Below are 26406 nucleotides of genomic sequence, written 5' to 3' on the forward strand. Positions count from 1 at the left end.
GGATCAAAACTCGGGCGTGTACTTGACCGTGAACATGAAGTTGCGCGGCTCGCCGTAGTTGTTGCTGCCGTTGAGCTGGTTGAAGCCGGCCACCCAGTACTTCTTGTCGAACAGGTTGTTGCCGTTGACCGCCAGGCTTACTTCAGGCGTCAGCTGGTAGGCCAGGCGCGCGCTCCACACGGTGTAGCCGGGCACGGTGTAGGTGCGCTCGTAGCCCAGGGTGTGGCTCTGGGTGGTGAAGCCCAGGCCCGTGCTCCAGCGCTGGCCGTCCAGCGGCAGGGTGTAGTCGGCCCAGGCGCGCAGCATGTGCTTGGGCGTCCACTGGCTGTACACGCGGCCTTCTTCCTCCGGGTCGTCGAGGAACTTGGTGGTGTTGTAGGTGTAGCCGGCAAACAGTTGCAGGCCGCTGAGCACTTCGCCGCTGATCTCGGCCTCGATGCCCTGGCTGCGCACCTTGCCGGCGGCGGTGGAGCAGTACCAGTCATCGCAGGCAAAGCCTGAGGCCACGTCGGTGACGGCGCGGTTTTCCTGGTCGTAGCGGAACAGCGCCAGCGAGGCGTTGACCCGGCCATCGAGCAGCTCGCCCTTCAGACCCGTCTCGTAGTTGCTGCCGATCACCGGCTTGAGCGGCTGGTTGTTCACCGCGCGTTCGGTCTGCGGCACGAACACGTCGGTGTAGCTGGCGTACCAGGCCCATTCGTGGGTCAGGTCATAGACGAAACCTGCGTAGGGCGTGACTTCGCCGGTCTCGGTCATGCGGCTGGTGGGGTAGCGGGTGCCAGGGTCGCTATGGCTGTCGAAGTCGATCGAGTCCCAGCTGTAGTCGAACCAGCTGACCCGCGAGCCGACGATCAGGGTCAGGTCGTCGCTGGGCTTGATGCGCCACACGCCATACAGGCCCTTCTGGCGGATGTCGTAGCTGGCCTTGTTGGCGCGTGCCAGCTTGCCGTCGAGCAGGCTGTCGCGGCTGGGCTCGGGGCGGTGGTGGTCGATGTCGAAGAGGCTGTCGCCCGAGGCGTCGAAGTTGCGCCAGTAGGCGTCGTCGGAGGTCAGCTTGGAGTAGTTGCCGCCGACGGTGATTTCGTGGGCCAGGGGGCCGGTGTCGAAGTGGCCGACCAGGTTCATGTCCAGGCCCAGCTTGGTGTTGTGAAAATCGGTGATCCAGTCGGCGTAGGTGATACCGGTGCCATCGGCTTTCACGCCCTGGCCGGTGGACTGCACGCGCTGGTGCGTGGAGGTGTTGGTTTCGTCCATGCGCACGGCGGCGGCCTTGAACGCCCAGTCGTCGTTGAAACGGTGCTCCAGGTCCAGGTAGTAGGTGGTGACGTCGGTTTCGGCGCGGCTCCAGCGGGCGCCGGTGAAGGTCGAGCGTGGCAGGTCGACCGGCTTGCCGTCGGCATAGCGGGGGATGCCGCGCAGCATTGGCCGCGACTGCTGGCGGTTGTAGCTGATGCCGCCGCCCACCGTGGTGGCGTCGTTCAGGTCGATGTCCAGCGCGCCATACAAGGAGTGGGACTTGCCCCACTGGTAATCGATGAAGCTGTCGCTCTGGTCCTCGTCGGCGACCATCCGGCCGCGCACCCGGCCGTCGTCGGTCAGCGGGCCGCCGGCGTCCAGTTGCAGGCCGTAGTGGTCCCAGCTGCCGGCCTTGCCGGTGACGCTCACGGTCGGCGTGGCCTGGCCGCGCTTGCGCACCAGGTTGATCGCACCACCCGGGCTGCCGGTGCCTTGCAGCAGGCCCGAGGCGCCGCGCAGCACTTCGACGCGGTCGAAGAACACCAGGTCCTGGGTCGCCCAGTTGCCCAGCGAGTAGTTGTTGCGCGGGATCGGCACGCCGTCGTATTGCCAGTCGTCGATCTGGAAGCCGCGCGAGGTCACCACCACGCCCGGGCCGATGCCCTGGGCGCCGACGATGCCGGTGGTGTGGTTGAGGGCGTCCTGCAGGTCGGTGATGCCTTGGTCATCGAGCTGCTTGCGGGTAATCACCGTGATCGACTGGGGGATTTCCTTGAGGCTGTGGGTGCCCTTGCCCAGGGTGACCGCACGGGCGGCATACGAGCCGCTGCCTTCGCTGGTGGCGTCGAGGTAGTCGTCGGTGATGCTGGTGCTCCCCAGCTCCAGTGCATCACCGCCTTGGCTGGCCGGGGCCACGCTGAAGTGCCCGCTGCTGCTCACCCGCAATTGCAGGCCGCTGCCGGCCAGGGCCGCTTGCATGGCTTGCTCGGCGCTCATCTGGCCGACCACGGCCGGGGCCTGCTTGCCCCGTACCAGCGCAGGTTCCAGGGCGATGATGGTGCCGCTCTGGCTGGCAATACGGTTGAGGGTGGTGGCCAGGCTTGCGGGCGGCAGGTCGAACGCCAGGGCCTGGGCCTGGGCAAGGGCGTGGAAACTGGTGAGGGCGGCGACCAGGGGCAGGGCGCGGGGCCAGAGGTTGTGCACGGAATTCTCCCGATTGTGTTGGCTTGTCAGGAGATAGGTGCAACGAGAAATGAAAACCGGACACGCTTGATAATGATTTTCATGATTATTTTTGCGCAGGGCCGATCAGGGTCAGCCACGGGCCATAGTGCTCGACGCTGATCGGCAGGCTTTCGGCCAGCGCCTGCAGGGCTTGCCGGGGCTGGTCGAGGGGGAATACGCCTTGCACCCGCAGGTTGCGCACCGCAGGGGCGACCCGCAGGTAGCCGCGCTGGTATGGGCGCAGGGCATCGATCACCGCTTGCAGCGGTTCGTCGAGCACTTCCAGGCGGCCATCCAGCCAGGCGGCGCGCTGCTGTTGCTCATCGGCCAGCGCTTCGATGGCGTTGCCGTGCAGCAGCGCCGCCTGGCCCTGTTGCAGGTCGAGCCATTGGCCGTCGGGCAGGCTGGTGCGCACGCTGTGCTCGAGCACCACGACCCGCGTGGCGGTGGCTTCCTGGCTGACCAGAAAACGCGTGCCCAGGGCCTGGGCCTGCCCCTGGGCAGTGCGCACGCGCAAGGGGCGGCGGGGGTCGGCGGCAACCTCGATCAGCAGCTGGCCCCGGCGCAGCACCAGCAGGCGCTGCCCGGCGTCGAAATACAGGTCCACGGCGCTGGCGCTGTCGAGGCTCAGGCGGCTGCCGTCGGCGAGGGTGAAACTGCGGCGCTCGCCACTGCCGGTATGCAGGTCGGCCAGCCAGTTCTGCGCCGTGTCGCTGCGCCAGCCGCCCCACAGGGCGCCACCGCACAGCCCGACACTGGCCAGCGCCGCGAGCACGTCACGCCGCGAGTGGGTGGGCTGCAGCAACACTTGGCGCGCCTCGGCGGCATGGCCCGGGGCGCGTTGCTCCAGGGCGCGCAAGGTGGCGACCGGCTTGCCCAGGCGGCGCTGCAGGCGCTCCCAGGCCTGCTGGTGGGCCGGGTCCTGCTGCAGCCAGTGGGCCAGGCGTTGCAGCAGGGCGTCGTCGGGCGTGCGGGCGTTGAGCGCCACCATCCAGTCGATGGCCTGTTCGCTGACCGCGTCGAGCTTGCCGCGGCTCACGGCTGCACCTCGCACAGGTAGCACTGGCGCAGGGCCTGCTTCATGTAGCGGCTGACGGTGCGTTCGCTGATCTGCAGCCTGGCGCCGATGTCGACATAGCTCATGCCATCGAGCTGGCTGTACAGGAAGGCGGCCTTGACGATGGCGGGCAGGCCGTCGAGCACCTGGTCGATGGCCACCAGCGCCTCGATCAGCAGCAGTTGCTCTTCGGCGCTGGGGGCCACCGGCTCAGGCAGCAGCGCCAGGCGCTCGAGGTAGGCCTGTTCGAGCTGGCGGCGGCGGTGGCGATCGAAGATCAAGCGCCGCGCGATGGTAGAGAGGTAGGCGCGCGGTTGCGCGATGCTGTCGGGGTCCACGCGCGCGCCGAGCATCTGGCAGAAGGCTTCGGCGGCGGTGTCCTCGGCGTCGGCGCGGTTGCGCAGGCGCTTGTGGATGTGTTGGAGCAGCCAGCGGTGGTGGTCGCTGAAGAAAAAGCCCAGCTTGCGGGTCGACGTGCTGTCCAACGGCTGACATCCAAGTGTGAGTGTGAATCGTTCTCAATATTAGCCGGGTCGCTGGATGCCTCGCAATGGGGCGGCATCGAACAGTTGCTCGCCCAGCTGCCGGGCGCTGGGCAGCAGCAGTGCGGCGGCGGGGCCTTCGCTGTCTTCGAGCAGGGTCGAGCTGAGCACTTCGGCGCCGCAGTAGTCGAAGATGCCGTGCTCGATCTGCACGCGCATCGCTTCGCCATAGCCGTGGCGCTGGAAGGTGCCGGCATCGGCGCCGGCAATGGCCACCAGGTGCACCTTTTTGCCGCGCAGTTTCTTGACGATGCTGCCGTTGTCGTAGGCAAACGCCCAGCCGTGGCTGAACACGCGCTCGACCCAGCCTTTGAGCAGGGCCGGCAGCGACCACCAGTAGATCGGGTAGACCAGCACCAGCGTATCGGCGCTGTCGATGCGCGCCTGTTCGCGCAGCACATCGGCCGGTGGTGCGGCCTGGCCGCGGTGCACGGCGTGGTCGGCGAAGCTGAAGCGCGGGTCGAAGCCTTCGCTGGCGAGGTCGACGATCTCGCTGCTGTGGCCGGCGCTGGCCAGGCCGGCGGCGATTTGCTGGGCGAGGGCGTGGGTAAGGGACTGTGGGTCGTGGTGGCCGATGACGATCAGGGCGTGCATGGGGTTCTCCTGGGGATGTTATCTACTTTAGGTAACCTACTATTGGTAAGTTACTTTTGGTAGGATCCAGGTGTCAAGCGGTGATTGATTGGGGCCGCTTTGCGGCCCATCGCGGATAAATCCGCTCCTACAGGCCCCTGCAATTACACAGGCAAACTCTGATAAGGCAGCTCATCCCCCGGGCTGCGTTCGAACTGGCGCTTGTACTCGCGGCTGAACTGCGAGGTGCTCTGGTACCCCACCCGGTGCGCCGCCTGCGCCACCCCAAGCCCTTCGCCAATCAGCATCTGCTGCGCCTTGAGCAACCTCAGGCGCTTGAGGTACTGCATCGGCGCCATGTCGGTGCAGCGCTTGAAGTGCTCATGAAAGGTCGACACGCTCATGTTGGCGCGCGCCGCCAGGTCCTCGACGCTCAGCGGCTCGCTGTAGTGCTCGCGCAGGTGGGCGAGGGCGGCGGCGATGCGGGCGAAGTGCCCTTGCTGTTCCACCAGTGCCCTCAGCACCCCGGCCTGCGGGCCGCGCAGCGCGGTGTACAGCACCTCGCGCACCCGCGCAGGGCCGAGCACCTTGGCATCCAGCGGGTCCTGCAGGCAGCGCAGCAGGCGCTCGACGCTGTCGCGCATCGGCGCATCCAGCGCAGCCGAAGTCATCGACTGGGGCGTTTGCGCCTGCACCGGCGCGCCGGGCGCCAGGCCCATGCTCTGCACCAGCTCGCTGAGCACGCCGCGGTCGATATCCACCGCCACCCCCAGCAACGGCGCCTCGGCGGTGGCGAAGGTTTCGCACATGAAGGGCACCGACAACGCCTGCACCAGGTAGTGGCCGGCGCCGTATTCCAGGGTCCGCGGCCCCAGGCGCGCCAGTTTGCTGCCCTGGGCCAGGATCATCAGGCTCGGCTCGTACAGCTGCGGGCTGCTGGCCACATAGTGCTCCCAGCTCAGCACCTGCACCTGGGGCAGGTGCGTGGGCACGAAGCCTGGGCGGGTGGCCAGGCAGCGGATCAGGGTGCACAACGTGGCGTTGGCGTCGACGTGGCGAGTCAGTTCCATGATGAACCAGGGCAGAGAATCAGACACTGGCATCATCGCAGATTGAAGGCCAGGCGCCAGGTGGCCAGGGCAAGGTTCGGAGAATCAGGCATGCATGCCGGAGAATCTGCCGTGGGCAGGGCGGTTTTCGGCGCGCAGAATTCGCCGCCTGAATCGTTTCACTTCTATGCGAGGTCCTGCATGTATACCGCCATCGGTTACGCCGCCCAAACCCCCACCAGCCCCCTGGCCCCCATGACCTTCGAGCGCCGCAGCCCGCGCCCGGACGACGTCGCCATCGACATCCTGTACTGCGGTGTGTGCCACTCCGACATCCACCAGGCGCGCAACGAGTGGGGCATCGCCGTGTACCCGCTGATGCCCGGCCACGAGATCATCGGCCGGGTCACTGCGGTCGGTGCGCAGGTCACCGGGCACAAGGTCGGCGACCTGGTCGGGGTCGGCTGCATGGTCGATTCCTGCCGCCACTGCGAGGCCTGCGCCAAGGACCTGGAGCAGTACTGCCTGGAAGGCCCGACCATGACCTACGCCACCCCCGACCGGGTCGACGGCAGCAACACCCTGGGCGGCTACTCCAGCAGCATCGTGGTCAGCGAGCATTTCGTGGTGCGCATCCCGGCCGGCATGGACCTGCCCAGCGCCGCGCCGATCCTGTGCGCCGGCATCACCACCTACTCGCCGCTCAAGCACCATGGCGTCGGCCCTGGCCACAAGGTCGGCATCCTCGGCATGGGCGGCCTGGGCCACATGGGCATCAAGCTGGCCAAGGCACTGGGCGCCGAAGTGACCTTGTTCACCCGCTCCCAGGCCAAGGCCGAAGAAGCCCGTCGCCAGGGCGCCGACCATGTGATCGTGTCCACGGATGATGCGCAGATGCGCGCCGCTGCCGGGCGCTTCGACTTCCTGCTCGACACTATCCCGGTGCAGCACGACCTCAACCCGTACCTGGAAACGCTGAAGTTCGACGGCGTGCACATCCTCGTGGGCCTGATCGAGCCGATCGACCCGGCGCTGCATGCGGCCAACCTGGTGCTCAAGCGCCGGGTGCTGGCGGGGTCGTTGATTGGTGGCATCGCTGAAACCCAGGAAGTGCTGGATTTCTGTGCCGAGCATGACATCCGCTGCGATATCGAGATGCTCGATATCCGCAATATCAACCAGGCCTACGAGCGCATGATTGCCGGGGATGTGAAGTACCGGTTCGTGATCGACATGGCCACGTTGCAGGGCTGATTGCTGTCTGCTGCGCCGCCATCGCCGGCAAGCCGGCTCCCACAGGTGATGCACAGGCCTGAGGGCAGTGGCTTTCCTGTGGGAGCCGGCTTGCCGGCGATGGCGGCGCAGCAGATCTACCAGACCAGCGCCCTGTCCAACCCCTTCCAGAACAACCAGCGCCGCACCTCGCCATGCTCCCCGGTACCGATCTGCCACTCAGGCCGCCCAGCGCCCAGGGCAATCACCGATATGAACCCGGCATGGCTCGCCGCAACCAGGGTGCGCCCGTCCGCGCTGATGTCCATGGCGCTGATGGTCGAGCCCAGGTAATGCTGCCAATGCTCCGCCCCGTCCTCGCCAAACGCCCGCAGGTAGCCATAGGCATCGCCGACGATGTATTCGCCATTGCCCGCCACCCCGGCGTACACCCGCGCGCCCTCCTGCAGCAGCGGGGTGCGTGGGTCTTCGCTGTAGTACTCGGTATCCAGCCCCGGCAGGTCGGCCACGCGCACGCCCAGCGTGCCGCCGTTGTAGAAATGGCAGGCGTTGACGATCAGCTGGTCGCCCTTGCGGTTGAACAGGGCGAAGTGCGGGTATTCGCCGCCCGGGCCGATTTGCGCAAGGGGTTGCAGCTGCTCGTCCAGCACCAGGTGCCGGCTGCTCTGCTCACCCAGCACGATCAGCCGGCCATCTGGCGAGACTGCGCCATGCTCCATGGACAGGCCCAGGGCGATGTCGTCAGGGTCGGTGCCTTCGGCCAGCTCCTCGAGCACCTGCGCCGCACTGGGCAGCAGGCGCGTGGCGCCCTCGGCGGCCAGCACGAAAATGCCCTCGGCGCTGACCAGCAGCACCCGCTGGCCATCGGCGAAGGGCACCAGCGTGGTGGGGGTCGGCGGCAGGTCCAGAGGGTCGAACGGATAACCCGTTGGCAACCCCTCCAACCCGTTGGGCCAGGGCAGGCGGGCGACCAGCGGGCCGCCCCAGCCATCGCTGACCCTGACCCCTTCGGCGTTGGCCAGGGCGAAATAGCGGCGCTGCGGGCAACGGCCGAAATGATCGATACCGATCACCGGCGTCACGCCGTGTTCGCCGATGCGCACCACCTGGCCTTTCTCGTAGGGCATGCCGATGCGTGCCAGCAGGCTGCCGTCATCGAGCAGCAGCACCGTGCAGATGCCTTGCCCGTGTTGATCGAGCAGTGGCACCAGCGGCTGGTGCGCGGGCGGCCAGGCGGCGCGGAAGGCCTGGCGCCGGGTTTCGTCGACGCCTGGCTGGTTGATGGCCTGCAGGGCCGCCTGCCAGGCCTCGAGCAGGTGTTCGGTGGCCGGGGCCTGGGGTTCTTCGAGGTCGTCCCAACCGTGTTCGCGGCCTTGCGCAACGTAGTGGTTGATGGCCTGGGCATAGGCCGTGACCGCTTGCTGCCACTGCTGCTGGGGGTGTTGCTTGTCCATGGACGGATCACACTCCTTGTTCCGTTTGCCTTCAGACAGACCGCGCATGGTACCCGCAATCCGCCCACGGTTGTGAGGCCCGGCATTGGCGCGTACCATGCCCGCATTCCCCCAATAACAAACCCGTGCCTCAGCGCGGCCGATACTTGGCCCCTGACGCGCGTCCTTTCGCCATGCCTGCGGAGAAAGCATCCCACCCATGAACGGACCCCTACCCAACGACCTGCCACCGACGGTCGGCAGCGGCAGTTGGCTGAGCGTGATCGCGCTGGCCCTGGCTGCCTTCATCTTCAACACCACCGAGTTCGTGCCGGTGGCGCTGCTCAGCGACATCGGCAGCAGCTTCGACATGAGCACCGCCCAGGTCGGCCTGATGCTGACCATCTACGCCTGGGTGGTGGCGCTGGCTTCGTTGCCGATGATGCTGCTCACGCGCAACGTCGAGCGCCGCCGCCTGCTGTTGTTCGTGTTCCTGGTGTTCATCGCCAGCCACGTGCTGTCGTGGCTGGCGCAGAGCTTTGCCATGCTGCTGCTCAGCCGCATCGGCATTGCCCTGGCGCATGCGGTGTTCTGGGCCATCACCGCCTCGCTGGCGGTGCGCGTGGCACCGCCTGGCCAGCAGGCCAAGGCGCTGGGCCTGCTGGCCACCGGCACGACCCTGGCGATGGTGCTGGGCATTCCGCTGGGGCGGGTGGTGGGTGAGGCGCTGGGCTGGCGGGTGACCTTCCTCAGCATTGCCGGGGTGGCGCTGGCCACCATGCTGTGCCTGATGAAATCGCTGCCGCTGCTGCCGAGCCAGAACTCCGGCTCGCTGCGCAGCCTGCCGGTCCTGTTCAAGCGCCCGGCGCTGGTGATTACCTATGCGCTGGTGACCTTGGTGATCACCGCGCAATTCACTGCCTACAGCTACATCGAGCCGTTCGCGCTGCATGTGGCGCAGATCGGTGGCGAGCGCACCACGCTGGTGTTGCTGCTGTTCGGTGGCGCCGGGGTGTTCGGCTCGCTGTTGTTCAGCCGCTACAGCGACCGCTTCCCGCATGGCTTCCTGGTGGGTTCGATCGGCTTGCTGGCTGCTTGCCTGCTGTTGCTGCTGCCGCTGTCGGGCAACTTCTATGCCTTTGCCGCGCTGAGCATGTTCTGGGGGATTGCGATTTTGAGTTTCAGCCTGTCGTTGCAGTCCAAGACGCTGAAGCTTGCGTCCGATGCCACGGATGTGGCGATGGCGCTGTTTTCCGGGATCTACAACATCGGCATCGGCGGCGGGGCGTTGCTGGGGAGTATCGTCAGCAGCCAGATGGGCGTGGCCGATATCGGCATGGTCGGCGGCAGCGTGGCGGTGGCCGGGTTGCTGCTGGCGGTGGCCAGTACCCGGCGCTTTCGCGAGGCGCTTGGCAGGTGATTGAGCTTTAGGGCCCATCGCCGGCAAGCCGGCTCCCACGGGTACTCCAGTATTTTGTGGGAGCCGGCCTAGAAGCTCAGCCCAGCAGCGCGGCCCAGGCCGACACCAGCAACATCCCCGCCAACCCCCGGTTGAACCACAGTAACCGCCCCGGTGCCTGCAGCCAGCGCGCACTGCCCACCCCCAGCAGCGCCCAGGCCGTCATGCACGGCAGGGCGATCAGCAGAAACACCAGCGCCAACTGCCACACCGGCAATGCAGGCGCCGCGAACACGCCTATCACCGCCACGGCCATCATCCACACCTTGGGGTTCACCACCTGCAGGGACGCGGCGCTCCAGGCACTGAACGGCTTGTCTGCGCCGACCTCCAGCGGCTGCTGCGCGCTGCGCAGAATGCGCCACGCCAGCCAGCTCAGCCACAGCACGCCGGCCCAGCTCATCAGCTGCTGGGCCAGCGGGTGGCGCAGCAGCAACTCGCCAAGGCCCAGCCCGACCAGCAGCACCACGGCCGCCGCCGCCGCGCAACCGGCCAGGATCGGCGCCACGCTTGCGCGCAGGCCCAGGCGCGCGCCATGGGCGAGGATCAGCAAGTTGGTCGGCCCTGGGCTGATGCTGGCGACCAGGGCGAAGAGGATGAACGGCAACAACGAATGGGACATGGTCAACGGCTCCGAATGATCAGAGCCCCATGCTCGGCGATTGCCTGGCGTCAGTCTGGAAGGTTTGAGCAGCGCCGGCGGTAGTCGGCCGGGGTCAGCTGGTAGGCACGGCGGAACCAGCGCCCCAGGTGGCTCTGGTCGGCAAAGCCCAGGGCCATGGCCACGTCGCTGGGCGTTTGGCCCTGGGCCAGCAGGCGCCGGGCACGGGCCAGGCGCAACTGGATCAGGTAGGCGTGCGGCGCCAGGCCGAAGGCCGCCTTGAACGCCCGGGTCAGGCGGAAGCGGTCGACGCTGCAGGCCTGCGCCAGGTCGTCGAGGCTGATGTCCTGGTCGAGGTGGGCATGCAGGTAGTCCCGCGCCCGCTGAGCGGTCAATGGCAGGCGCGGGTCGGGGTTCAGGCGCTTGCGCCAGTGCAGGTGGCGGGTGAGGCAACTGAGCAGGTCATCGGTGGCGGTCTGCCGAACGATGCGCAGTTCCTCGCCATGCACGGCCTGGAAGGCGCGGGCGGTGGCACCGGCCAGGCGCAGGTCGTGGCACAGCGGGTCGGCGATGCTTGGCAGGCTGTCGCTTGGCGCCTGCTCGAACAGCGCGCGCAACTCGGCCTCCAGCCAGTGCGGCTGCAGGTACAGGGTGGAGTAGGTGAAGCCCTCTTCGGTGGGGGCGTGGCCATTGTGGATGTCGCCGGGTTCGAGCAGAAACACATGCCCCGGCGTGCTGTGGTGGCGCACCTTGCGGCAATCGAACTGCTGCACGCCTTGCTCGGTGAAGCCGACCAGGAAGCTGTCGTGCCAGTGCGGGTCGTAGGCATGGCCGACGAAATGCGCACGGACCGACTCGATGCCGGTGCCGGCGTCTTGCTTGAGGTCGATCCAGTTGGGCATGGCGGTGGGGCTGCTGTGGTACAGGGCAGTACACCTTAGCGCGTCGGCGCCGACGGGTTTAGAACATTTGTGCAGGCTGCAGGGCGCTGAAGCGCTCGCGCAGCCACAGGTGCAGCTGCGAAACCGCAGGCGAAAGCTGCTTGCGGTGCGGGCACACCAGGGTCACCGGGGTGAGCTCGCCGGGGTGCTCCGGCAGCAGCACCTGCAGCTCGCCGGCCGCCACGTTGGCGCTGACATCCAGCCACGACTTGTAGGCAATGCCTTCACCCAGCAACGCCCAGCGCCGCACCACATCGGCGTCGTCGCTGAACAGCGGGCCACTGACCTGCACCGTGCGGTTGCCGAGGCGCCATTTGTCATACACGCGCCCCAGCTGCAGGTACAGCAGGCAGGCATGCTGTTGCAGGTCGTCCAGCTGCTGCGGGCGACCGTGGCGCGCCAGGTACTCCGGCGAGGCCACCAGCACCCGGCGGTTCCACGGCGCCAGCGGCAGGGCGATGTAGTTAGCGTGCTCGTTGAGGCCGTAGCGGATGGCCACGTCCACCGGGTCGCGGAACAGGTCGGCGACCTGGTCGGAAAGAAAGAAGCGCAGGCTCAGGTCGGGGTGGTCGCGGCGAAAGTCACTCAACCACGGCAGCAGGATATTACGCCCAAGGTCCGAAGGCGCCGACACCTGCAGCACGCCGCGCAGGGTGCTGTGCGCGCCGTGCAGGTTGTCGCGCCCCTGGCGCAGGCTTTCCAGCACGTTGAGCGCGGTGGGCAGGTACAGCTCGCCTTCGGCGGTCAGGCGCAGGCTGCGGGTGGTGCGGGCGAACAGGCGCACATCGAGGTCGCGCTCCAGGCGCTTGATGGCGGCGGCGACTTGCCCGGGCAACAGGTCGGCCTCGTGGGCGGCGGCAGTGAAACTGCCCAAGGCGCTGCTGCGCACGAAGAGTTCGAGGTCGGTGATGCGCAGCATTTTCACTCCAGAAGATAAAGTGTTCCTGCATTTTGCCGGTTTTTCTTATCTGCAGGAAAGATAGTATGCGGCCCATGTCCTCATCCCATTATCGGAGTCACCCCATGGATACCGTCTCGCTGGCCAAGCGCCGCTACACCACCAAGGCCTACGATGCTGCGCGCAAGATCCCCCAGGCCACCATCGATGCCTTGCTCGAGCAACTGCGCCATAGCCCCTCGTCGGTCAACTCGCAGCCTTGGCACTTCGTCGTCGCCGACAGCGCCGAGGGCAAGGCGCGCCTGGCCAAGAGCACTGTCGACGGGTATGCCTACAACACGCCGAAGATTGTCGATGCGTCCCATGTCATCGTGTTCTGCACCCGCACCGAGATGACCGAGGCGCACCTGGACACGCTGCTCGATCAGGAAGCCGCCGACGGGCGTTTTCGCGATGAGCAGGCCCGCGCCGGGCAGAACCAGAGCCGCCGTCACTATGTGAACCTGCATCGTTTCGAGCACAAGGATGTGCAGCACTGGATGGAGAAGCAGACTTACCTGGCGCTGGGCACCGCGCTGCTGGGCGCCGCCGCCCATGGGCTGGACGCAACGCCGATCGAGGGTTTCGACAGCAAGATCATGGATGCCGAACTGGGGCTGCGTGAGCAGGGGTACACCAGTGTGGTGGTGTTGAGCCTGGGTTATCGCAGCGAGGCGGACTTCAATGCCGGGTTGAACAAGTCGCGGTTGCCGGCTGCCAAGGTGTTCACCTTCCTTTGATGGGGGCGTGAAGGTGTATGCCGTGATTGTGATGGTGTACTCGAGATCGAGCGCCGCCCGCGCGGCGCATCGCGGATAAATCCGCTCCTACATTTGTTGCAACGTGCCATGGTCTGTCAGGCCATAGTTGTCCGCTTTTGCCGCCCGCCGAGATATTGCGTCGTACAAACAAGGCTGGCAACCATGGCCTATCAGGCATTGGCACGTTGCAACAAATGTAGGAGCGGATTTATCCGCGATGCGCCGCGCGGGCGGCGCTCGGTCTAAAACCCACAAAAGATCTCAAGCCAGGCCTCAGCTCACAGCACCTCACCTCACCACAACGCCCCCGCCCCCGCCGCAACCACCCGCGCAAACACCTCGATCGCCTTGTCCACGTCCGCCTCACGGGTAAACCGCCCGATGCTGATGCGCACGCTCTTGCGCGCCCGCTGCTCATCCAGCCCCATGGCCAGCAGCACATGCGATGCTGCATTGCTCGCCGAATTGCACGCCGAAGTCGTCGACAATGCCAACTCGCTGGCTAGGGCCAGGCTGTTGAACCCCGGCGCCTCGATGCACAGGTTGAGGGTGTGGGGGATGCGCTGCTGCGGGCAACCATTGAGGCTCACCCCAGGCAAAGCCAGCAACCCTTCGCGCAGGCGTCGAGCCAGCTGGTCCAGGCGCTGGTGCTCGCTATCGCCCGGCTGCCCGGCGAGGGCGAAGGCGCTGCCCATGCCGACGATCTGGTGGGTCGGCAGGGTGCCCGAACGCAGGCCACGCTCGTGGCCGCCGCCGTGAATCTGCGCGCGCATCAGCGCCCGCGCACGCGGGCCGACGTACAACGCACCGATGCCCTTGGGGCCATACACCTTGTGCGCCGAAAACGACATCAGGTCGACCGCCGTGTTGCGCAGGTCGATGGCCAGCTTGCCTACCGCCTGGGCCGCGTCCACGTGCAGCAGTGCGCCATGGGCGCGCACCCGCTCACCGATGGTGGCGAAGTCGGTGACGGTGCCCAGTTCATTGTTCACCGCCATCAGCGACACCAGGCGGGTATCGGCGCGCAGGGCCGCTTGCACCGCGTAAGGCTGGATCAGGCCCGCCGCGTCCGGGGCCAGGCGGGTGACGGCCCAGCCTTGACGCTCCAGTTCGTTGACGGTATCGAGCACGGCCTTGTGTTCCAGCTGGCTGGTGATCAGGTGGCCGGGCTCGCCGATGCCCTGGGCGATGCCCTTGAGCGCGAGGTTGTTGGACTCGGTGGCGCCCGAGGTCCACACCAGTTCGTCGGCACTGGCGCCAACGCGCTCGGCCACTTGCCCGCGGGCCTGCTCGACCGCGTCACGGGCTGCCTGGCCGTAGGCATGGCCGCTGGAGGCGGGGTTGCCGAAATTCACTTGCTGGCCGAGGCAGGTGAGCATGGTTTCGATCACCCGGTCGTCGACCGGGGTGGTGGCGGCGTAGTCGAAATAGAGGGGGGCGCTAGGCATGGGGGCGGGTCCGTTGCTGTCGTCGTGGAATCGTCGATCGTGGCAGCAAGCGTACCCGCGCTTGGCGAGATGGTTTTGTCCTTTTCTTGATGCTTGAGGGGTTGGGTGGAGAAAATTTTTCTCCTTTATGTCAGCCAAGTAGAAATTAATTCAAGCTGGCGCCAATGCCCGTTCTTCTTCGGCCACCACCCGCTCGCACAACTCGATGATCTGCTCGCGCATCCAGCGGTTGGCCGGGTCCTGGTCGGTGCTTTCGTGCCAGTACAGGTGGGTTTCCAGCGGCGGCACGTCAACTGGCAGCGGGTGGTAGCGCAACTGGTGGCGGCGGGCGAAGCGCTCGGGCACGGTCATCGCCATGTCGGTCTGCTGCAGCACCTGGGAGGCCATCAGGTAGTGCTGCGAGCGCAGGGCGACCTTGCGTTGCACGCCCATCTTGCCCAGCGCCAGGTCGACATAGCCCAGGCCGTTGCGGCGGCTGGAGATATGGATGTGGGTCATGCCCAGGTAGGCATCGAGGGTGAGCTTGGCGTCGGCCAGCGGGTGGCCCGGGCGCAGGGCGCAGACGTAGCGGTCGTGGATGAGCTTGACATGACGCACCTGCGGGTCGGTGTTCAGCGGCGCGTCGACGGCGAAGTCCAGGCGCCCGGCGGCCAGCTCCTTGGTGGTTTCTCGGCGCTTGCACAGGAAGCTTTCGATCAGCACCGACGGGGCCAGGCGACGCAGGCGCTGGAACAGCGGCGGCAGGATCACCGCCTCGGTGAGGTCGGTCATGCTGATGCGGAAGGTCTTGTTGGCCTGCTGCGGGTTGAAGATGCGGCTTTCCTGCACCGAGGTGCGCAGCAGCGCCAGGGCGTTGCGCACCGGGCCGATGATGTTCTGCGCCATGGGCGTGGGCACCATGCCCTGGGCGGTGCGCACGAACAGCGGGTCGTTGAAGGTTTCGCGCAACCGCGACAGCGCGTTGGACACCGCAGGTTGGGTGATGCCGACGATTTGCCCGGCGCGGGTCAGGTTGGCTTCGGTGTAGATCGCGTCGAAGACGATGAACAGGTTGAGGTCGACCTTGCTGAGGTTCATGGGCGCCGCTCTTTGTTGGAATTATCGGCCGATCATATATCGGTTATGAATGTTTATACACGTAGAAAATAGACTAGGTGGATTGAGGCCGGCTGCTCTAGGCTCTGCCCATGTACTTCCAACCGTGAAGGTAGCCCCGATGGATTTCGCCTATTCGCCCAAGGTCCAGGCACTGCGCGAGCGTGTCACCGCGTTCATGGACGCCTATGTCTACCCCGCAGAAGCGGTGTTCGAGCGCCAGGTCGCCGAAGGTGACCGCTGGCAGCCCACCGCGATCATGGAGGAACTCAAGGCCAAGGCCCAGGCCGAGGGCCTGTGGAACCTGTTCTTGCCCGAGTCCGAATACGGCGCCGGCCTGAGCAACCTGGAATACGCGCCGCTGGCGGAAATCATGGGCCGCTCGCTGCTGGGGCCGGAGCCATTCAATTGCTCGGCACCTGACACCGGCAACATGGAGGTGCTGGTGCGCTATGGCAGCCCAGCACAGAAGCAGCAGTGGCTGGAGCCGCTGCTGCGCGGCGAGATCCGTTCGGCCTTCGCCATGACCGAGCCGGACGTGGCCTCCTCGGACGCCACCAACATGGCCGCCACCGCCGTGCGCGAGGGTGACGAGTGGGTGATCAATGGCCGCAAGTGGTGGACCTCCGGCGCATGCGACCCACGCTGCAAGGTGATGATCTTCATGGGCCTGTCCAACCCTGATGGCCCGCGCCACCAGCAGCATTCGATGGTGCTGGTGCCAACCGATGCGCCAGGTGTGAAGATCGTCCGGCCGCTGCCGGTGTTCGGCTACGACGACGCACCGCACGGCCACGCCGAAGTGCTGTTCGAGAACGTGCGCGTACCTTACGACAACGTGATCCTCGGTGAGGGCCGCGGCTTCGAGATCGCCCAGGGCCGCCTGGGGCCGGGCCGCATTCACCACTGCATGCGCTCGATCGGCATGGCTGAACGCGCGCTGGAATTGATGTGCAAGCGCGCCGTCTCCCGCACCGCCTTCGGCCGCCCGTTGGCGCGGCTGGGGGGCAACGTCGACAAGATCGCCGACTCGCGCATGGAAATCGACATGGCGCGGCTGCTGACGCTGAAGGCCGCCTACATGATGGACACGGCCGGCAACAAGGTCGCCCGCAGCGAAATCGCGCAGATCAAGGTGGTGGCGCCGAACGTAGCCTTGAAGGTGATCGACCGGGCGATCCAGATGCATGGCGGGGCAGGGGTGAGCGGCGACTTCCCGTTGGCGTACATGTATGCGATGCAGCGCACCTTGCGCTTGGCGGATGGGCCGGATGAAGTGCATCGGGCGGCGATCGGCAAGTATGAGATTGGCAAGTATGTGCCGGCGCAGATGATGCGTAGCGGGCGGTAGCTGATTGCTTTGCGGGACAGGCGCAAGGGTTGTCCCGCATTGCTGGTTCAGGACTCTTTCTGAGCAGTCTTTTCGCAGTTTCTGTAGGTGCTGGTAGTGAACAGCACAATTACAGAAACCAGCGCCAGCGCTCCCCAGCCATAGGCATAGGTGCCAAGGCTGTCTCGCGATAGGCCAATGATCGGCGGTATCAGAACTACGGAAACCTGATTGGCTGTCATGGCCATCCCCAGCGCGAAACCCTTGCGATCTTCGGGAGCGGTCTCTGCTATATAGGCCACCCAAGGGCCATACCAGCCGTAGGCAAAGAAGCCCGTCACCGCCATGAAAGCACTCAGGATTGCCAGGTTCTGGGTTTGCAGAAAGGGTAAAACTACCAAGATGGCGGTTACCGCGCCCAGGCAAGTCATCACGGGGTAGTACCGTCCAGCCTTGCAACGGTCGCTCCAGGCCGCCAGGATAATTCTGCCCGCGATACCGGCTCCCAGCACCACGAAGAACAGCATGGCGGCAACGGAATTTTCAAGGCCTAGCGAAGTGTGGAGGTATAACACCAGAAACACCGAAATGGCGTACTGGGAGGCGGTAAGGCTGGCACCAGACAACATGATCTTTCTCATGGAAGGGTGCGATGCCATCGACAGTCGTGACAGCGCCGCCAACTTTAGATCGATCGGTTTTTTTGCGATGCGGGGTTGTGTTTGGGGTGTTTTGTAAAGCGCCATGAATACAAGCGCACCAAACAAGGCGATCAGCCCGCCCGCGAGGAAAGCTGCATGAACCGAATATTGGATGGCAATGAATGGAAGCAGCAGTGCAGCCATTGCGCCGCCAAGGGGCAGTCCGGCTTGTCGTATACCCATGGCGAAACCTAGCTGGTTTCCTTTGAACCAATTGGAGACGGACTTGCTCCCCCCGGGTTGGGCAGTGCTGTAACCGAAGCCTAACAGGATGAGCGCTATAAGCAGTTGCGCATAGGCGTCAGCCAGCGCGGCCGCGCACAGCGAGGCGCCCACGATCAATGTGCCAATGCCTACAACAAAGCGTTCGCTGTATCTGTCCAGCAGCTCGCCTGCAATCAGAAGGCCAGCCAGCGGGATCAATTGTGCAGCGGAAATCAGCATGCCTATTTGCCAGTCGCTGAGGCTCATCTCGGACTTGACATTCGATGCGATGGAGCCGAAGCCCTGGACGAAGAAGCAGGCACAGGCTTGAGCGAATGTGGCTGTAACTAAGATCACCCATCGATAGGGATTATTAAGGGTATCCAACTGCCTGGTCTCATTCCGAGGGGTGGGAATGAGAAAGTAGGAATTTGGAGAGGGGTAGTCAATCTTTCATAATGTAGGGTTTTTCTTCTTATGATATGAGAGTAGTGAAGGCCGCTTTAGAAAAACAAATCACGCATGGTTGCTAGCCATGCGTGATTCTTGATGTGGCACTTCGAAGGTTCAAGTCCGCAACTCGGGATCCTTTTCCTTCACCTGAGGCGCAGCGTTTTCGCTCACTATCGATTCATCTTCCACCGCCGGTTTTTCTCCCCGCGTCTTGATCAACGAAACCACCACCCCACCCAGCAACAACCCGAACGTCACCCCCAACGACAACAGCGCCGGCACCTTACCGACCATGCCGTGGTAGAAGATCTTGCAGCCAATGAAGATCAGCACCAAGGCCAGCGCATACTTGAGGTACACAAACCGGTGCATCAACGCCGAAAGCGCAAAGTACAGCGAGCGCAAGCCCAGGATGGCGAAGATGTTCGAGGTGTAGACGATGAACGGGTCCTGGGTAATGGCGAAGATCGCCGGCACGCTGTCGACGGCGAATACCAGGTCGGCCAACTCGATCAGCACCAGCGCCAGGAACAAGGGCGTGGCATAGCGCAGTGCCTTGCTCTGGCCCGGCGGGGTAAGGCGCACGAAGAAGTGCGCGCCGTGGATCTGGTCGGTGACGCGGATGTGCCGGCGGACGAACTTGAGGATCGGGTTGTTGGCCAGGTCCGGATGGCTGTCTTCTTTGGACAGGGCCATCTTCACCCCGGTGAACAGCAGGAAGGCACCGAAGATATAGAGCACCCATTCGAAGTTCTGCACCAGGGTTGCGCCCACGCCGATCATGATCGCGCGCAGGAACACCACGCCGAGGATGCCCCAGAACAGCACCCGGTGCTGGTAGCGGCGGGGGATGGCGAAGAAGCCGAAGATCATCGCCATGACGAACACGTTGTCCATCGACAGCGACTGCTCCACCAGGAACCCGGTGTAGAACTCCAGCGCCGACTGCGCGCCCAGCTCGTACCAGACCCAGGCGCCGAACAGCACGCCGACGCTGAAATAGCCTGAATACAGCAGCAGGCTCTCGCGCATTTCGATTTCGCGGTGCTGGCGGTGCAGCACGCCCAGGTCGAGCACCAGCAAGGCAATGACGATGGTGAGAAACACCAGCCACAACCAGGTGCTGGTGCCGAGCAAAGGTGAAGTGAGGAATGTCTGCAGAGCTGTCATGAGCCCCTCCTTGAATGTCGACGTTGCTTGGCAACAGTGATCCGACATGGCGGCGCGGTTGCCGTCAGAGGGGCCCGGTATCACGTGGATTTGAGCCTAGACCCAATAAAGCGTGATGCCGAATGGCGCGATGTTACAAAACTTTGCCTGCCAGGGCGGCGGTCAAGGCACCCACTGCGCCCGGTCGGCAATGGCTTGCGCCCGTTGCAGCAGTTCGCCAGCACCAGCCTCACCGGCCACCGCCAGGCGCAGCCTGCCCAAGGCCCGGCCCTGTATGCGCTCGATCGAACCTTCAAGCAGGCGCACCTGCGAGCCCAGGGCGGCGGCCAGCAACCCCAGGTCCGGCTCGATGCCTTTCACACCGGTGAAATGCAGCTCCAGGTGCGCCTCGTCCGTGGCCTGGCGCGGGCGCTCGTGGCTGCCCAGCAGCAACTGGCTGACCGCATGCTGCGGCGCCCCGAACACCTGCCACACCTCGCCCTGTTCGACCACGCTGCCGTGCTCCAGCACGGCCACGCGGTCGCACAGGTCGCGGATCACTTCCATCTCGTGGGTGATCAGCACGATGGTCAGGCCCAACCGCTGGTTGATGTCGCGCAGCAGCGCAAGGATGGCGCGGGTGCTTTGCGGGTCGAGGGCCGAGGTGGCCTCGTCGCACAGCAGGATGTCCGGTTGCAGCACCAGCGCACGGGCAATGCCTACCCGCTGTTTCTGCCCGCCCGACAGCTGCGCCGGGTAGGCATTGGCCCGCTCGGCAAGGCCGACCAGTTGCAACAGTTCGCTGACCCTGCGGGTGCGCTCCGGCGCCGGCACACCGGCCATCTGCATCGGCAGCGCGACGTTATCGGCGACCGTGCGGCTGGCCAGCAGGTTGAAGTGCTGGAAGATCATCGCCACCTTGCGCCGCAAGTTACGAAGGCCGGCAGTCCCGAGCGCGGCGATGTCCTCGCCGTCGAGCAACACCTGCCCGTCGCTGGGCGTTTCCAGGCGGTTGAGCAAGCGCAGCAGGGTGGACTTGCCCGCGCCACTGCGGCCGATGATGCCGAACACCTCACCGCGGCGGATGTGCAGATCGATGCCTTGCAGCGCCGGCAGGTCGCCATAGCGTTTGTGCACCCCGCGCACTTGCAGTTGCGCGGTTGCAGCCAGAACTTCTTGGGGAAAGCGGGTCATGGGTGACGTTCTCGCTGGTCAGAAACCCGGGGCGATCTGCCCTTTGTAGCGGGTCAGGATGAAGTTGCGAACCTCTGGCGAATTCAGCGCCTTGGCCAGTTTCTGCAGGCCTTCGTCGTGCAGGTTGTCCGGGCGCGCCACCAGGTATTCGACGTACAGGTCCTTGCCCTTTTCGACGATCAGCGCGCTGCTGGTATCGATGCCGGCTTCCAGGGCGTAGTTGGCGAAGACGAACGCCAGGTCCACCTGCTTCACCGAGCGCGCCAGCATGGCGCCTTCCAGTTCGCGGATCTTCAAGTGGTGCGGGTTGGCGGTGATGTCGCGCTGGGTCGACTGCGGGTTGCTTGGCTCCTTGAGGCCGATCAGCCCGGCTTCGGCCAGCAGCACCAGGGCCCGGCCGGTGTTCACCGGGTCGTTGGGGATGGCCACGCTGGCGCCATCGGGCAGCTCGGCGATGCGCTTGTACTTGGCCGAATAGGCGCCGAACGGCTCGATGTGCACGCCGACCACCGGCACCAGGTCGGTGTGGCGAGTCTTGTTGAAGTCATCGAGGAACGGGCGGTACTGGTAGTAGTTGGCGTCCAGGTTCTTCTGCGCCAGTTGCAGGTTGGGCTGGATGAAGTCGTTGAACACCTTGATGTCCAGGTCGACGCCTTCCTTGGCCAGGGTGGGTTTGACGAACTCGAGGATCTCGGCGTGGGGGACCGGGGTGGCGCCGACCACCAGGTGCTCGGCCGCGTGCGCGGCGAAGCTGTTGGCGGCGATGAGGGTGGCAAGGGCAGCAAGGGTCTTTTTCATGGCAGTGTCCTGAAAGGGTTTGGAGTCAGCGTCGGGTGAAATGCCGAACAAGGCGGTCGCCGCCCATCTGCAGCGCCTGCACCAGCACGATCAGCAGCAGCACGGTGGCCACCATCACGTCGGTCTGGAAGCGTTGATAGCCAAAGCGGATGGCCAGGTCGCCCAGGCCGCCGCCACCGATCACCCCGGCCATGGCGGTGTAGTCCACCAGCACGATGGCCGTGACGGTGACGGCTGCGAGCAGCCCGGTGCGGGCCTCGGGCAGCAGGGTGTGCCAGATGATCTGGCGGATGCTGCCGCCCATGGCCTGGCTGGCTTCGACCAGGCCCCGGTCGACTTCACGCAGGGCGGTTTCCACCAGCCGCGCGAAGAACGGCGTGCAGCCCACCACCAGCGGCGGGATGGTGCCGCGCACCCCCAGCGAGGTGCCGGTGAGCACGGTGGTGAGCGGGATCAGCACGATCAGCAGGATGATGAACGGCAGCGAGCGCAGCACGTTGACCAGCGCCGACAGCACGCGATACAGCGGTGCATTGGCCAGCAGCTGGCGTTGCCCGGTGAGGTACAGCAGCACCCCCAGCGGCAGCCCGAACAGCACCGTGAAGCCCAGCGCGGCGCCGAGCATGCTCAGCGTGTCGATGCAAGCCTGGAGGATTTCCACCCAGTCCAGGTTCGCCAGCAGCTCGTTCATCGCCGTGCCTCCTGGCGCAGCGTCGCCACCGGATGCGGCGCGCGCAGGCGGTCGCCCTGGCCGAACAGTTTGTTGCGCAGGGTGCCTTGGGCGTATTCGCGCTTGAACAGCCCACGCGCCTGCAGCTCCGGCACCAGCAGGTCGACCACGGCGGTGAAGGTTTCCGGGGCCACCACGCTGGCCAGGTTGAAGCCATCGACATCGGTGTCCTCGACCCATGCCTGCAACTGGTCGGCCACGGTCTGCGCCGAACCGACCAGCACCGGCCCGTCGCCACCGATGGCGCAGTAGTCGGCGATCTCGGCGGCGGTCCAGGTACGCGAAGGGTCGGCCCGGGTGAATGCCTCGACGACGGACTGGATGGCTTCGCTTGGGACTTCGCGCAGCACCTGGCCCGGTTCCAGCTTGGCAAAGTCGATGCCGGTCCAGCCCGACATCAGGGTCAAGGCGCCTGTGGCACTGGCGTATTCGCGGTACTCGCGCAGCAAGGCCAGGGCAGCTTCATCGGTTGGTGCGACGATCACCGTCAGCTGCTCGAAGACCAGCACGCTGTCGGCCGCCCGGCCCGCTGCGACGGCGGCCGTGCGCAAGTCGGCGACCTGCTTTTTCAATACTGCGCGGGTTGGCGCTGCGACGAACACGCATTCGGCGTTGCCGGCGGCGAACGCCCGGCCACGGCTGGAGGCGCCGGCCTGGTAGAGCACCGGCGTGCGCTGCGGCGATGGCTCGCTGAGGTGAAAGCCGGGCACCTTGAAGTAGGTGCCTTCATGCTCGATGCCATGCACCTTGCGCGGGTCGGCGTACACCCCGCTGGCCCGGTCGGCGCACACCGCATCGTCTTCCCAGCTGGTTTCCCAGAGCTTGTAGCAGACCTGCAGGTATTCCTCGGCCAGGGCGTAGCGCTGGTCGTGGCTAAGCTGGTCGCGCTGGCCGAGGTTGCGTGCGCCGCTGGCCAGGTACGAGGTGACGATGTTCCAGCCGGCGCGGCCCTGGGTCAGGTGGTCCAGCGTGCTCATGCGCCGGGCGAACGGGAACGGGTGCTCGAACGACACCGAGGCGGTCACGCCAAAACCCAGGTGGCGGGTGGCGGCGGCCATGGCCGGCACCAGTTGCAGCGGGTCGTTGACCGGCACCTGGGCGGCGTTGGCCAGGGCCGCGTCGGCGCTGGCGCCATATACGTCGTACACGCCCAGCACGTCGGCGATGAACAGGCCGTCGATGCAGCCGCGCTCCAGGGTTTGGGCCAGCTCCACCCAGTAGTGGATATCGGTGTAGCGCGTGGCCTGGTCGCGCGGGTGGCGCCACAGGCCCGGCGACAGGTGGCCGACGGTGTTCATGGCGAAGGCGTTGAGGCGAATCTGCTTGGTCATGGCGCGGGCCTCAGTTCCAGTCGTGGCGGGCCGGCTTGATGCCATTCAAGGCCCAGTTGCCGACCAGGTGGTACTTCCAGCGCACCGGGTCGTGCAGGGTGTGCACGCGGGCGTTGCGCCAGTGGCGGTCGAAGTTGTGGCGGGTCAGCGAAGAGCGCGTGCCGCCCAGCTCGAACAGGCGGTTGCTGGCTTCGATGGCCGCTTCGGTGGTCAGCACCTTGGCCTTGGCCACGGCCAGCGAGGCGGCGGCGACGTTGTCTTCGTCGGGCGCGGGCTTGGCCTTGTCCATGACCCAGCCGGCACGTTCGAGCAGGGCCTCGGCGGCCTCCTGGCGGATCTCCAGGGACCCGACCTGGATGATCGTCAACGGGTCATCGCTGGCGCGCTCGACCTTGGCGTCGATCCACGGGCGGGCGTGCTCGCGGACGAAGGCGATGGTGTCGTCCAGCGCTGCGCGGCCGATGCCGGCGTCGATCGCGGCGGTGGTCAGCTGGGCGAACGGGCCGGCCAGGGTCGGGCCTTCATAGGAGCGGTAGCTGGGGAACAGGTTGAAGGCCGGCACGCGCAGGCCGTCGAGCAGCACCGTGCCGCTGGAGGTGGTGCGCTGGCCCATGCTGCTCCAGTCGTCGACGATCACCAGCCCAGGGGTGCCGCGCTGGACGAAGGCGAGCTGGCCACGGCCCTGTTCGTCCAGGGCCAGCACGCCGAGCCAGTGGGCGTACAGCGAGCCGGTGCAATAGCCTTTGCGCCCGTCGATGCGGTAGCCATCACCTTCGGCGACCAGCCGGGTGCTGATGTCCTGCACGGTCTTGCCGCCGGTTTCGGAAAGGGCATTGGCGAAGCGGTTGCCTTTCAAGGCCAGGTCGAAGAAGAAACGCTTCTGCGCCTCGCTGCCTTGCAGGCGGATGTCTTCGAGCAGGCAGTAGTGGTTCTGCGGGATCTGGCCGAGCGAAGGGTCGGCGGCAGAGACGATGGCGATCACCTGCGCCAGGGTGGCGAAGGACACTTCGGCGCCGCCGTACTCACGGGGCACGGTGATGCCCCACAGGCCACTGTTGGAGTAGGCATCGACGATATCGGCGGGCACCGCGCGGTTGCGGTCGCGCTCGGCGGCGCCTTCGCGCAGCAGGGCGGCGACGCGGTGGGCGATGGCGATGGCTTCGTCGTCGTCGGCGATCAGGTGGGCGTTGGGGTGGCGGATGTCGTAGTGCGCAGAGACGGTTTCAGTCGGCATGTTGACCTCGGAGACTGGATGGTTGAATCCATGTCTGCAGGGCTCATGCCAGAATCAAATGCCTTTGAAATCAGGCGATTGGCGCGACTAACGCAGCCTTTGTGTTGCGCCGCACGAACAAGTGTTGAAGGGCTGTCTGCCGTGCAACAGTTCCCTCGGCAACACTGGCGCGGCTGTGCGCCTCAGTACACCCACACTTCGACCCGGCGATTGCGCAGGCGCCCTTGCTCAAGGTCGTTGCCCGCCACTGGCAGCTCATCGCCCATGCCGGTCACCTGCAGCACTTCGACGCCATCGCGCGCCAGTTCACGGCGTACCGCCTGGGCCCGCAGGCGCGAGAGCAGGGCGGCGCGGCCTGGGGTTTCCTTGGGGTCGCCAAAGCCCACCAGCACGGCCTTGCTTTGCAGCTTGCCTGCCTGGCGCAGGTAGTCGGCCACCCGCTGCACATCGCGCAGGGCTTTGTTGTCGAGGCTGGCGCTGCCTTCCTGGAAGCGGAAGTTCACGCTCAGGCGCTGGGCCTGCTGGGCCAGGCTGCGATAGCGCGGCGGCATGTCGGCCTGGGCCGGCACCGGCTGCGCATTGATCTGCTGGGACACGAAGCCCTGCTCGGCGACGATGGCCTGGCCGGCCGGGCTCTGCGCGAAGTCGGCCAGGGCCTTGGCCTGGGGCTTGGCGTTGGCCGGCAGGTAGAGGTAGAGGCGGCGCGACAGCGGGTAGTCCTCGCTGGCCACCAAGGGGCGCTCGGGCAGCATGGCCGGGGCGTCGCCTTCGGCGATGGCCAGCACCTTGGCACCGTGCACGGCCGCCAGGCTGCTGAAGCCGATGGCCTGGCGGTCGGCGAGCACTCGCGCAGCCAGCTCGTCGCTGGCCTCGAAGCGTTGCACTTGGGCTGCCAGCGTTGCCTGATGGGGCTCGAGCACCAGGGCCTTGAACGTCTCGAAGGTGCCGGAGCGGTCGTCGCGGGCATACAGGTGGATGGCGCCGCCGGCCACGCCGAGCTGCTCCCAGCGCTGGATCTGCCCGGCATAGATCTGCGCCAGTTGCTGGGTGCTCAATTGCGGCAAGGGATTGTCCGGGTGGACGATCACCGCCACGCCGTCCAGGCCGATGACTTGCTCGGCGCGTGCCGCACGCAGGTCGCCGAGGGCCTTGAGCTGCTGCGCCTCGGCATCGCTGATGGGGCGTGAAGAGGCTGCCAGGTCCGCATCGCCGCGGCCCAGGGCGGTGAAGCCGGTGCTCGAACCGTGCGCCGCGATGTCGATGCGCAGCGCCTGGCCCTGGGCGTCGTGGGCGGTGATGACGGTCTCGTTGGCCAGCGCACCGGGGCGTTGTTCGATGGCGCTGGCCTGTTGGGCGCGCAACTGCCCTTGCACCAGCGCCGGCATCAGGGCGGCACCGATGGTGTTGGAGCCCTGCACGCGCAGGTGGGCGGGTTCGGCAAGCGCCGTCAGGGGCAGCAGGGGAAGGAGCAGGAGCAGCAGGCGCAGCATGCCGGGCTACCTTTGGCATAGAGTTGGCCGGCAGATTACGACAGCGGCGTGACCGAAATGTGACGGTTGCGGCCCCATCGCCGGCAAGCCGGCTTGTATGGTGATACTCGAAGGGGTGGTGGGACGACAAAGCCGATTCTGACTGTTAGCCGCAGTACAGACCGTGGGAGACCTCGCCCCACCCCTTCACCAAAGCGCCGATA

23 protein-coding genes are annotated in these 26406 nt (G+C 66.0%); 4 read left to right on the plus strand and 19 right to left on the minus strand.

What is annotated here, in order from left to right; genetic code table 11:
* Window positions 1–3: 3 nt before the first annotated feature.
* From L6D75_RS25270 to L6D75_RS25290, 5 genes are all read right to left on the minus strand, one after another.
* Entirely contained in the window at window positions 4–2439 is a 2436-nt protein-coding gene (locus L6D75_RS25270; protein ID WP_176517521.1) for a TonB-dependent siderophore receptor, read from the minus strand.
* 85 nt (window positions 2440–2524) lie between these two features.
* Entirely contained in the window at window positions 2525–3499 is a 975-nt protein-coding gene (locus L6D75_RS25275) for a FecR family protein (protein ID WP_176517522.1), read from the minus strand.
* Window positions 3496–4002 (minus strand): sigma-70 family RNA polymerase sigma factor, encoded by a 507-nt coding sequence (locus tag L6D75_RS25280; RefSeq protein WP_176517523.1) that lies wholly within the window; start codon window positions 4000–4002, stop codon window positions 3496–3498. Before L6D75_RS25280 ends, L6D75_RS25275 begins: the two co-directional genes overlap by 4 nt.
* Window positions 4003–4041: 39 nt before the next feature.
* Window positions 4042–4653 (minus strand): NAD(P)H-dependent oxidoreductase, encoded by a 612-nt coding sequence (locus L6D75_RS25285; protein WP_176517524.1) that lies wholly within the window; start codon window positions 4651–4653, stop codon window positions 4042–4044.
* Between the two features lie 143 nt (window positions 4654–4796).
* The gene (locus tag L6D75_RS25290) at window positions 4797–5702 is read right to left on the minus strand and encodes an AraC family transcriptional regulator (protein WP_176517525.1); all 906 of its coding nucleotides are present in this window, start codon (window positions 5700–5702) and stop codon (window positions 4797–4799) included.
* Between the two features lie 180 nt (window positions 5703–5882).
* Here L6D75_RS25290 and calA point away from each other — a divergent pair, with 180 nt between their 5' ends.
* Window positions 5883–6935 (plus strand): vanillin reductase, encoded by a 1053-nt coding sequence (gene calA / locus L6D75_RS25295; RefSeq protein WP_236193885.1) that lies wholly within the window; start codon window positions 5883–5885, stop codon window positions 6933–6935.
* Window positions 6936–7051: 116 nt separating this feature from the next.
* Here the strand turns inward: calA and L6D75_RS25300 are convergent, their stop codons facing one another.
* The gene (locus L6D75_RS25300) at window positions 7052–8368 is read right to left on the minus strand and encodes a hypothetical protein (protein ID WP_236193886.1); all 1317 of its coding nucleotides are present in this window, start codon (window positions 8366–8368) and stop codon (window positions 7052–7054) included.
* 199 nt (window positions 8369–8567) lie between these two features.
* Between L6D75_RS25300 and L6D75_RS25305 the strand changes: the two genes are divergently transcribed.
* Window positions 8568–9767: a sugar transporter gene (locus tag L6D75_RS25305; RefSeq protein WP_176517438.1), complete on the plus strand. Its 1200-nt coding sequence runs from the start codon at window positions 8568–8570 to the stop codon at window positions 9765–9767.
* A gap of 76 nt (window positions 9768–9843) precedes the next feature.
* Here the strand turns inward: L6D75_RS25305 and L6D75_RS25310 are convergent, their stop codons facing one another.
* From L6D75_RS25310 to L6D75_RS25320, 3 genes are read right to left on the minus strand one after another with little or no spacing between them, the layout of a single operon-like run.
* Window positions 9844–10428, minus strand: coding sequence for a LysE family translocator (locus L6D75_RS25310; RefSeq protein WP_176517439.1), 585 nt, complete (start codon window positions 10426–10428; stop codon window positions 9844–9846).
* Window positions 10429–10478: 50 nt separating this feature from the next.
* Complete coding sequence (locus L6D75_RS25315; protein ID WP_176517440.1) at window positions 10479–11309, minus strand: AraC family transcriptional regulator; 831 nt, start codon at window positions 11307–11309, stop codon at window positions 10479–10481.
* Window positions 11310–11367: 58 nt separating this feature from the next.
* Window positions 11368–12267, minus strand: a complete 900-nt coding sequence (locus L6D75_RS25320; RefSeq protein ID WP_176517441.1) for a LysR family transcriptional regulator — start codon at window positions 12265–12267, stop codon at window positions 11368–11370.
* Window positions 12268–12371: 104 nt separating this feature from the next.
* On the opposite strand from L6D75_RS25320, the gene nfsB reads away from it, so the two are divergent.
* Window positions 12372–13025 (plus strand): oxygen-insensitive NAD(P)H nitroreductase, encoded by a 654-nt coding sequence (gene nfsB, locus L6D75_RS25325; RefSeq protein ID WP_176517442.1) that lies wholly within the window; start codon window positions 12372–12374, stop codon window positions 13023–13025.
* A gap of 314 nt (window positions 13026–13339) precedes the next feature.
* Here the strand turns inward: nfsB and L6D75_RS25330 are convergent, their stop codons facing one another.
* Window positions 13340–14494, minus strand: coding sequence for a cysteine desulfurase family protein (locus L6D75_RS25330; protein ID WP_176513202.1), 1155 nt, complete (start codon window positions 14492–14494; stop codon window positions 13340–13342).
* A gap of 150 nt (window positions 14495–14644) precedes the next feature.
* A complete protein-coding gene (locus L6D75_RS25335) occupies window positions 14645–15571 on the minus strand; it encodes a LysR family transcriptional regulator (RefSeq protein WP_176513199.1) in 927 nt (308 codons plus the stop codon).
* Window positions 15572–15710: 139 nt separating this feature from the next.
* Between L6D75_RS25335 and L6D75_RS25340 the strand changes: the two genes are divergently transcribed.
* The gene (locus L6D75_RS25340; protein WP_176513197.1) at window positions 15711–16940 is read left to right on the plus strand and encodes an acyl-CoA dehydrogenase; all 1230 of its coding nucleotides are present in this window, start codon (window positions 15711–15713) and stop codon (window positions 16938–16940) included.
* Between the two features lie 47 nt (window positions 16941–16987).
* Here the strand turns inward: L6D75_RS25340 and L6D75_RS25345 are convergent, their stop codons facing one another.
* From L6D75_RS25345 to L6D75_RS25380, 8 genes are all read right to left on the minus strand, one after another.
* Window positions 16988–18211 carry an MFS transporter gene (locus tag L6D75_RS25345; RefSeq protein WP_176513195.1) on the minus strand — a complete coding sequence of 408 codons (1224 nt, stop codon included), beginning with the start codon at window positions 18209–18211 and terminating at the stop codon, window positions 16988–16990.
* A 180-nt stretch (window positions 18212–18391) separates the two neighbouring features.
* Complete coding sequence (locus tag L6D75_RS25350; RefSeq protein WP_176513194.1) at window positions 18392–19447, minus strand: TerC family protein; 1056 nt, start codon at window positions 19445–19447, stop codon at window positions 18392–18394.
* Window positions 19448–19609: 162 nt separating this feature from the next.
* A complete protein-coding gene (locus tag L6D75_RS25355; RefSeq protein WP_176513192.1) occupies window positions 19610–20620 on the minus strand; it encodes a methionine ABC transporter ATP-binding protein in 1011 nt (336 codons plus the stop codon).
* Between the two features lie 18 nt (window positions 20621–20638).
* Entirely contained in the window at window positions 20639–21418 is a 780-nt protein-coding gene (locus tag L6D75_RS25360; protein WP_176513190.1) for a MetQ/NlpA family ABC transporter substrate-binding protein, read from the minus strand.
* Window positions 21419–21443: 25 nt separating this feature from the next.
* Window positions 21444–22109: a methionine ABC transporter permease gene (locus L6D75_RS25365; RefSeq protein ID WP_176513188.1), complete on the minus strand. Its 666-nt coding sequence runs from the start codon at window positions 22107–22109 to the stop codon at window positions 21444–21446.
* The gene (locus tag L6D75_RS25370) at window positions 22106–23479 is read right to left on the minus strand and encodes an LLM class flavin-dependent oxidoreductase (protein WP_176513186.1); all 1374 of its coding nucleotides are present in this window, start codon (window positions 23477–23479) and stop codon (window positions 22106–22108) included. The genes L6D75_RS25365 and L6D75_RS25370 overlap by 4 nt, the downstream gene beginning before the upstream one ends.
* Window positions 23480–23489: 10 nt before the next feature.
* Window positions 23490–24713, minus strand: coding sequence for an SfnB family sulfur acquisition oxidoreductase (locus L6D75_RS25375; protein WP_176513184.1), 1224 nt, complete (start codon window positions 24711–24713; stop codon window positions 23490–23492).
* Window positions 24714–24895: 182 nt separating this feature from the next.
* The gene (locus tag L6D75_RS25380; RefSeq protein ID WP_176513182.1) at window positions 24896–26203 is read right to left on the minus strand and encodes a substrate-binding domain-containing protein; all 1308 of its coding nucleotides are present in this window, start codon (window positions 26201–26203) and stop codon (window positions 24896–24898) included.
* Window positions 26204–26406 lie beyond the last annotated feature (203 nt).

It is taken from the genome of Pseudomonas faucium (assembly GCF_021602585.1).
GTDB classification, from domain to species: domain Bacteria; phylum Pseudomonadota; class Gammaproteobacteria; order Pseudomonadales; family Pseudomonadaceae; genus Aquipseudomonas; species Aquipseudomonas faucium.